At 62.9% G+C, this 7,560-nt stretch carries 10 protein-coding genes; 5 read left to right on the top strand and 5 right to left on the bottom strand.

Annotation, left to right across the window (positions count from 1 at the left end; genetic code table 11):
- Positions 1 to 411: 411 nt before the first annotated feature.
- The 5 genes from F4U94_RS23415 to mobQ form a co-directional block, all read right to left on the bottom strand.
- Positions 412 to 969, bottom strand: a complete 558-nt coding sequence (locus F4U94_RS23415; protein WP_004213004.1) for a hypothetical protein — start codon at positions 967 to 969, stop codon at positions 412 to 414.
- Entirely contained in the window at positions 966 to 1,595 is a 630-nt protein-coding gene (locus F4U94_RS23420; RefSeq protein ID WP_004213007.1) for a recombinase family protein, read from the bottom strand. Before F4U94_RS23420 ends, F4U94_RS23415 begins: the two co-directional genes overlap by 4 nt.
- 231 nt (positions 1,596 to 1,826) lie before the next feature.
- The gene (locus F4U94_RS23425) at positions 1,827 to 2,135 is read right to left on the bottom strand and encodes a HigA family addiction module antitoxin (protein WP_037447531.1); all 309 of its coding nucleotides are present in this window, start codon (positions 2,133 to 2,135) and stop codon (positions 1,827 to 1,829) included.
- 120 nt (positions 2,136 to 2,255) lie between these two features.
- A complete protein-coding gene (locus F4U94_RS23430; RefSeq protein WP_030092726.1) occupies positions 2,256 to 2,531 on the bottom strand; it encodes a type II toxin-antitoxin system RelE/ParE family toxin in 276 nt (91 codons plus the stop codon).
- A 79-nt stretch (positions 2,532 to 2,610) separates the two neighbouring features.
- Positions 2,611 to 3,675, bottom strand: coding sequence for a MobQ family relaxase (mobQ, locus tag F4U94_RS23435; RefSeq protein WP_047167716.1), 1,065 nt, complete (start codon positions 3,673 to 3,675; stop codon positions 2,611 to 2,613).
- A gap of 224 nt (positions 3,676 to 3,899) precedes the next feature.
- Here mobQ and F4U94_RS23440 point away from each other — a divergent pair, with 224 nt between their 5' ends.
- The 5 genes from F4U94_RS23440 (at position 3,900) to F4U94_RS23460 (ending at position 7,365) form a co-directional block, all read left to right on the top strand.
- Positions 3,900 to 4,169 carry a hypothetical protein gene (locus F4U94_RS23440; RefSeq protein WP_047167715.1) on the top strand — a complete coding sequence of 90 codons (270 nt, stop codon included), beginning with the start codon at positions 3,900 to 3,902 and terminating at the stop codon, positions 4,167 to 4,169.
- Positions 4,169 to 5,062 (top strand): hypothetical protein, encoded by an 894-nt coding sequence (locus F4U94_RS23445; protein WP_053000203.1) that lies wholly within the window; start codon positions 4,169 to 4,171, stop codon positions 5,060 to 5,062. Before F4U94_RS23440 ends, F4U94_RS23445 begins: the two co-directional genes overlap by 1 nt.
- On the top strand, positions 5,059 to 5,355 hold the full coding sequence (locus F4U94_RS23450) for a hypothetical protein (RefSeq protein ID WP_047167714.1): 297 nt from the start codon (positions 5,059 to 5,061) through the stop codon (positions 5,353 to 5,355). The genes F4U94_RS23445 and F4U94_RS23450 overlap by 4 nt, the downstream gene beginning before the upstream one ends.
- Before the next feature lie 385 nt (positions 5,356 to 5,740).
- On the top strand, positions 5,741 to 6,847 hold the full coding sequence (locus tag F4U94_RS23455; RefSeq protein ID WP_047167713.1) for a replication initiation protein: 1,107 nt from the start codon (positions 5,741 to 5,743) through the stop codon (positions 6,845 to 6,847).
- Between the two features lie 77 nt (positions 6,848 to 6,924).
- The gene (locus F4U94_RS23460; RefSeq protein WP_082370061.1) at positions 6,925 to 7,365 is read left to right on the top strand and encodes a recombinase; all 441 of its coding nucleotides are present in this window, start codon (positions 6,925 to 6,927) and stop codon (positions 7,363 to 7,365) included.
- Positions 7,366 to 7,560: the final 195 nt, after the last annotated feature.

A 7,560-nucleotide genomic window follows, 5' to 3' on the forward strand; every position in this document is an offset into this window, starting at 1 on the left:
TACAATTGCTCCATGGAAGCCGATATCTACGAGGTCGGTGGTCAGCAACGGTCCTGGTAGAATCAATCAAGCGTTCAGTGTTCGTTCTTCAACCTGGCCAAAATCGCAGCTTCGGGCCGACTGGGCCCGGTTGGCCGATCATAAACTGGGCTTTCGGATTGATGGACCCTGAAACAAGTTCAGGGTGACGGCTGATTTGGGGTGGGGCGCGGTCATCCGTCATCCCGGCGCATGCCGGGACCGTGGGCAAGTCTTGAGGCGATAGCTATCGCCAGGGCGCCCGGACGTGAGGCTGCTTCTAAAGACAGCCCACGGTCCCGGCATGCGCCGGGATGACGACCATTGGGAACGTCTGCAACGGGGCGGATGCTGCCCTTCACCATTCCGCCGGATGGATGTCGATCAAATGGATCAAATGTCAGTGAGATCCTCAGGGTACATCCCACCGCGCTGGCAGAAGAGAGCCCATGTTTCCTTCCCCTGTGCGGTTACGATCATGCGAACCGGTAAATCGACTGCGAGCGCGATAAGGCCGAGGCGGACAAGCGGGCCAATGCTCCTATCGCTGATCACCCTGTCAGGGGTGTACCCTCCTGCCACGAGTGTCCATCCGGGCGTTCCGCGTTCGGTAATAGCCGGAGCGAGATGGCCGTCACGTGGGAGATCGGTATCGCGGCCCAGGGTGTATAGGCAGATACTCCAGAAGGCATCTCGCGGTCGTGGTGGGATCAACGCCCATTCCAGCGGGCCGGCATCATCCTGTTCGGGCGCTTGAACGGCTGCGGCCGGGTCGTCCCGGACTCCATCGCGGTACGCGCGCTCTAGCGCCTGCGCGATGGCGCCAGCAGTGTCGACGGCGATCCCGTACTTCCGATTGTAGCGATCCTTGGCGACAATGCCTCGGGCGATTTCGCGAAACCGCGCCTTGCGCCGGGGATCGGGACGCAGCCGTCCAGACGCCCCGGTCATGTCGTCACCGTGACATCAGGGCTCACGTTACCCCGTGCGCGAGCCACGATCCCGGCGACCGTGTTCTTGCTGAGTCCCAGGTCGCGAGCGATCCAGCGATAGCTCCGCCCCTCGGCGATATGCGCCAACACTTTGGGCGCGAGGCGGTCCGACTTGGGTCGCTCCCCCAGTTGCCGGCCGAGTTTGCGGCCACGTGCCCGCGCTGCAGCAAGGCCAGAGCGGACCCGCTCGCTCAGCATGTCGCGCTCAAACTGGGCTATACCTGCGAGCATCGTCGCCATCATCCGCCCATGCGGCGTATCGACCTCGAACGTCATGCCGCTCATCGCGACCACCGACACGCGCCAGCCCGACAGCCGGTTGAGTGTATCGAGCAGGTCCTGGGTCGAACGCCCCCAGCGACTGAGTTCGGTAACGAGGATCGCATCGATATGGCGTGCCTGCGCCAGCTTCATCACCTCAGCCCGCGCCGAACGGTTTGCCTTCATGCCCGACGCGGTTTCGCGGAAGACCTCGACCACTTCATAGCCGCCACGCTCGGCAAAGCCGGCCAGGTCGCGGAGCTGCCGTTCGCACGACTGGTCGGCTGTCGAAACCCTGGCGTAGATGGCGGCGCGCTGTCCCAATTGAACCCTTCTGGAATTAGGCCTCGAAAAGCCTTGATTTGCGTGGGGTCAGTGTTGTCCAAAACAGACTTCTGTTCAATGGGGACAAGCCGTGCATGCCGAGACGCCATATCCTCAGCGCCCGACAGCGTTCGGCCCTACTCGACCTACCGACTGACGAAGCGGCGCTGACGATGAATGAGGCAGAGCGCCCGCGGCTACCCCCGCCCTTCTGCAATTTTGATAAAGGGATCACGCCGCTTCGAGCGTAGGGATACGCGCGATGATATCGGCGTCCTTCACTGCCTGCACACGCAAGTCGTAATTGCGCTGCATGTTCACCCACATTTCGGGCGTGGTGCCGGTTAGCTTGCCGATCCGAAGCGCCATAGTCGGGGTGACATCCTGCTTTTCAGCGAGGATATCGTAGAGGGTCTGCCGCGACACCTCGATCAGCCTGGCGATCTCCGCCTTGGGCTTGTTGAGTGCGGGCAGAATGTCCTCCCGCAGCAGCTCACCGGGGTGCATCGGGGCAAGGCCGGATACGAGCTGGTTCATCATCTGTCTCCTGTCCGGGCCGATCCCAGATCATCATGCGTCTCTGTATAAGCTCTATATGTAAACTAAAGCCTTACATGTCAAGCATTGGCTGACAGATTTTTAGGAGGGGCTTGCCCCTCCTCAATGATAATCCTCGATATTCACGTCGATCGCATTGCCGTCATCCCAAGCCCATGTGACCCGGTAATTGCCGCTGGCATCGACTGCATATCGTTTGGGCTTGGTGCTCAACCCATGAAAGCGAAAGCCCGGAACATTCATGTCCTCGGGCTTCGTGGCAGCATCTAGCGTGAGCAGGATGCGGCGAACGCGGTTGTGGTTCTGGACGGGAAGTTTTGAGCCATCTCCCTTGGTGGCGAAGGCTTCGAGCGCCTTGCTGGTGTATGTTTTAATCATAGACACATTGTAAGGCATTTCCTGACATTTGTCAAGTATTACCTTACACTCTGCCGAAAACGATTCTTCGGCGGCGACCCTACCGCCCGAACCCGATATCCGGCCCGTCACGTCCACGCTGACGGTCTAGCTCCTGCTCTCGCTGCCGATCCCGCCCACGCTGCCCCGATTGGTCCAGCTCAATCGCCGGCACCTGGTCGCGCTGGGGTGACTGGTCGAGCGCCGGCACCGCCCCGAACCCGCCCTCGCTGCTGGTCTGTAGCCCCGATCGCATCGCCCGCGCTGCGCCCTGGACCAAGCTGGACATGCCCTGCATCGCTAGATCGGCACGCTCGCGGAGTTGGTGGGACCACTCCCGTATCCGCTCCTGACCACGCTCGATGTAGAAGCCCAGCCCCCGCTTCTCCATGATCGCCTCGTTCATCTGCCCGCGCGGGGTAACGGCGTGCGGCTCCTTGCCGGCCGCGATCTGCTCGGCCGACGCGCGCCGCTCGATCGCGGCCGACGCATGGCCCATCTTCACGGTCGGTTCGATATCCAGCCCCTGACGCTCGTAACTGCGGTGATCGACCCGCTCGGCTACCTGGGCGTGTTCCAGCGCGCTGTTGACCATCCCGGCCCACCGCTCGCGGATCGCCTCCACCTCCACCGAGGCCGTCGAGCGCACGTCGAGCTGGCGCGTCTTCGCCCCCAGCCCGTCCGCCTCCGCTACCCGCGTCGTCGTCATGACGTGGGCATGGTGGTTACGATCGTCGCCGTAATCATGCGGGGCGTGGATCGCGGCATCCACTGCCACCCCGTAGCGGTTGCGGATATCCTCCGCGAAAGCACGCACCAGGTCGCGGCGCTGGCCGGCGTCCAGCTCGGCCGGCAACCCCAGCTCATATTCTCGCGCGACCTTGGCGTCCTTGCGCTTCTCCGCCGCCTCGGCCGCGTTCCACAGCGCGGAGCGGTCCTGCGCCCACTCCGCGCCTTCCGGGGCGACGATGAACGCGTCCTCGACGCCGCCCCGCCGCGTGTAGTCGTGCACCAGGCCGTCGCGCTCGTTTTCGAGACAAGCGCCGGTCCGGTACGCCGCAGCCGCGACCGCGCTGCGCCCGGTCGAGCGCGACACCGATTTCACCGCCAGATGGTAGATCGCCATCGTCGCGCCTGCCTTCTCCAACGTGGTCCAGCGGCGTTGCGCTGGTCGGGGTGTGGGGCGGAGGCCCCGCTGTCGCATCGCGACATGGGTGCAGGGTATCCCTGCCGCACGCATTACGCAGTAATGCTAAAGTGCGCCCTTGTCTCCTATCGTCGTCTCGGGTGGTTTCGTTTGTTGGTTTGAGCTATGCTCGCTTTGTTATCGTGCTTTCACGCGGAGAAGGTATGGCGGCACCAACACCCGAAGCCATCGAACAGGCTCGCAAACGGGTCAACCAGGCCAAGGCCCGTCTCGACGCGCTCAATGCCCGTGTCGCTGCCGAGGGCCGTCGTCTCGATACCCGCCGCAAGATCATCCTGGGCGGACTGCTCATCGACGCCGCCAGCAAGGACAAGCGGTTCGCCGGCATCGTCTCCGAACTGACCCACCGCATCAGCCGGGATCAGGATCGCAAACCGTTCGAGGGATGGACGCTGCCCGGGGAGGATCGCTGATGGACCGCGACCGCGACGACGACCCCCGTCGCCTGCTCGAACAGGCCCGCCAGCTCAACGAGCGGGAACGCGGAAAGGGAATGGCTCGTGGCGGGAGCCGAACCGATGCCCCGGCCGGCAGGTTCGATCCCGCCGAGTTCGACACGCCCCCCGATCCGCCACCCTCTGCCGCCGGTCGCGCGCGCGATGTCGCCGACGCCGCCCAGGCGCACAGTTTCTTCTCCCACCTCGACACCAACATCCAGCGCGTCCTCGCCGGCTTTGGTACCCTGCGCGATCTGGTGGCCGATGTGCGCGCCAGCCTTGCCGATGCCGCCGCCAGGGACGCACAGCGCGCCGAGGACGAGGAAGCCCGTGACAAGGTCATAGCGGCCCGCCTGGTCGATCCTGCCGCCCTGGAGGCCCGTGCAGAGGCTGGCGCGCGTCGTGGAGCCACGGACGGCCTTGCCGGGGCGGGAGAGGCCCTGCGACGTCGGATCGACGCTGACACGGCCGCGCACGCCGCCCTGGCCGATCGTCTTGCGGCTGATGCCGCCGATCGCCGCGCCCATGAGCAGCGCCGGCGCCGGTGGGACAGGTGGTGGAACGGCGCGCTCGCCGGCTTCGCCCTGCTGGTGCCGATTGCCGGGGGTTACGGCTACTACCTGGGTAACGGGGCCGGCGAGGCGCAAGGCTATGCCCGCGCCCGTGATGAAACGGCTGCGGCGAGCTGGGCCAACACCGTCAACGGTAAGCTCGCCCGCCGCATCGATCAGGCAAGCGAACAGACCATCCCCGCCATTGCCGCCTGTCCCAAGGATCACGGTTGGAAGCGAGAGAAGCGCGACGGGGTATACTGGTGCTTCGGCGCGAACCCTGATGCCAAATCCTACACCGGGTGGCTGCTGCCATGAACCTAGATGATCGCACCCGCACCTGGCAGCTCATCATGACCGGACATGATCTCCGGCGCGTCACGCTCGATACCCAGGCGGACATGGCGCGGCTGCTCGACCTCGATCCCTCAATCTCGCACCTGACGCTGGAAATCGGCGGGGATCGCGTCCACGTCGCCCGCGACTGGCCCAGCGACCAGTACGAGGAGGCCGATCGCCTGATCGATCGCATCGCCGCCTCCGGCGTGTCTGCGATCGTTGTCCACGAGCGCGACGGCAAACCCCCTCGCCGCGTGACGACCGGCGAATGATGGCACGATGCCTTCGCCCCGACTCCTTCCTCGCCAAGCCTGCGGCCGGTAGGCCGCCCCTGTGACGGCGTAGCCGGCACGCATCATCGGTGCATCGGCCGAAGGCCGATTCCGCTTGTCATCATGCAACGCCAGCCTCGCGCGTGCGCGATGATTCTAGATTCTATTGATTCTATGATTCAGGGGTTGCTTGTCTGTTGATTCATATAGGAAAAATGGCCTGACCTACGACAAATGGGGTGCTCAGTTACGACAAATGGGGTGAGCACCTACGACAAATGGGGTGCTCAGTTACGACGGATCGGGTGCCCCGTGAGGAATGGGGTAACTGTGCGATCTATGACATTGACGTTGATCTTATGTCGTAACTGGCTAAGCTCATGCTGTGCTCGACGACCTTCCTATCGGCCGCACGATGAAGGCGGCTTCCACGATCTCGGTTCGTGACGGTCATGCCATCGTCAAAGCTGGCGAGTTCATCGAAGCACGGTTCGGCGCGGGTACGTCACCCTCTTTGGCGGCCCGCAAGACCCTAGCCCTTCTAATCGCCAAAGCTGCCGGTGAAGCGTGGCGACCGGGATCACATGTCATCGCCAAGCGCGATCTGCGAGGCACCCACAACGCCAATGATCGGATCCAGGACACCCTCGATGAGCTGATGGATGTGAAGTTCCAAATGCCTTCGACCTCGGCGCAAGGGCGTGCGGCGACGCTCACCGCTGCCCTGCTTGCCTGGACGCTCAACGAACATGCCGAAGACGGCCGGGCCACCGTCGAGTGGGAGTTCACGGCACCGGCTAGGGCAATCCTACAGGGGAGCGATTACTACGCTCGCCTCAACCGGGCGGCTCTGCTCGCCTTCCGGTCGAAGTATGCGATCACCCTCTATGAGATGGGTTGCCTGCTGGCTGGACGGCGTAGCCCCACATGGTCCGGAACGGTCGATGAGCTGCGGGAGCGGCTTGGCGCACCCTCTAATTCGATGCCCAACTTCTCCGACTTCCGGCGTCTGGTGCTGACACCTGGCAAAGCCGAAATCGATCAGCTCGCTGCCTTCACGATGGACTGGTCGGAAAAGCGCGGGGCGCGGGGCAAGATCACCCACGTCACCCTGACCTTCACCCCTAAAGACGACGACGCCACTGACGCCGCGGCCGATGAGGCAGGACGCCATAGCAGCGGCCGAAAGGCCCGCCGGGAAGGGACGACAGAAACCATCGTCGACACCGCCAGCCTCATCGCCTCGGCGGCTTCTCGGCTATCGGTTTCGGACACCCTACGCTGGCCGGCCGACGATCAGGTGGACGAGTTCAAGACCCCGGAGCTTCATGCAATCGGAATGGCCCTAGGCGGTGGTCACTCCGTACAGCGCCTAGCGGATCAGTATGCTCGCGTCCGCCCCGAACAGCGCCGTAAATTGGTAGGGGATGCCCTCAAGGCAGATTGGACGAAATGGGTTACGGGGTGTGCCACCAAGTGGGGCAGAGTCTGACCATTTCGCCACCTGACCGTTTCTGCTAACAGTTAGCGGATCACGTTTTGAAACGATCCGCAACAGGGACGGATAAAATGGCTTACACCCTCGGAGAAGCCGCAAAGGCGACAGGTATTAGCAAGGCTTCCATATCGCGAGCCATCAATAGTGGTCGAATTTCTGCGACAAAGAAGGATGACGGTTCTTTCTCGATTGAGCCAGTCGAACTGCACCGGGTGTATCCTCCCAAGTCAGCCGCACCAGTAACCGAAACACCATTTGAAACGCTACGCAACGGCAATGCTGACACCCGTAACGGGTCAGATTCCAATGTATTACAGGCTCGTCTTGATGCTGCCTTGGAACAGTTGCGCGATCGGGACGGCACGATCGACGACCTTCGTCGTCGCCTCGATCAATCGGATGAGGAACGGCGTGAGGCTCAAGCCCGAGTGATCGGACTGCTGGCCGGACCCGGCCCCACGGAATCCAAGAGGGGGTTTTTCGGTCGTCTATTTGGCCGTCCTGACGAATGACCGCGATCACATCCATCAAATGAGATTTACACCCCCATTTTGAGGTCGAGCTTGATCGTATCGCCGGGGGCTCTGTTGCAAAAATCGTGAAGCTTGAGCATGCTTGGCGGAGATTGGACGGACGGAACGATGACGGATTTCAAGTGGCGCCATTTCCAGGGTGATGTGATCCTGTGGGCGGTGCGCTGGTATTGT

Origin of the sequence: Sphingobium limneticum, from assembly GCF_008710155.1 — a bacterium.
Taxonomy (GTDB): domain Bacteria; phylum Pseudomonadota; class Alphaproteobacteria; order Sphingomonadales; family Sphingomonadaceae; genus Sphingobium; species Sphingobium limneticum.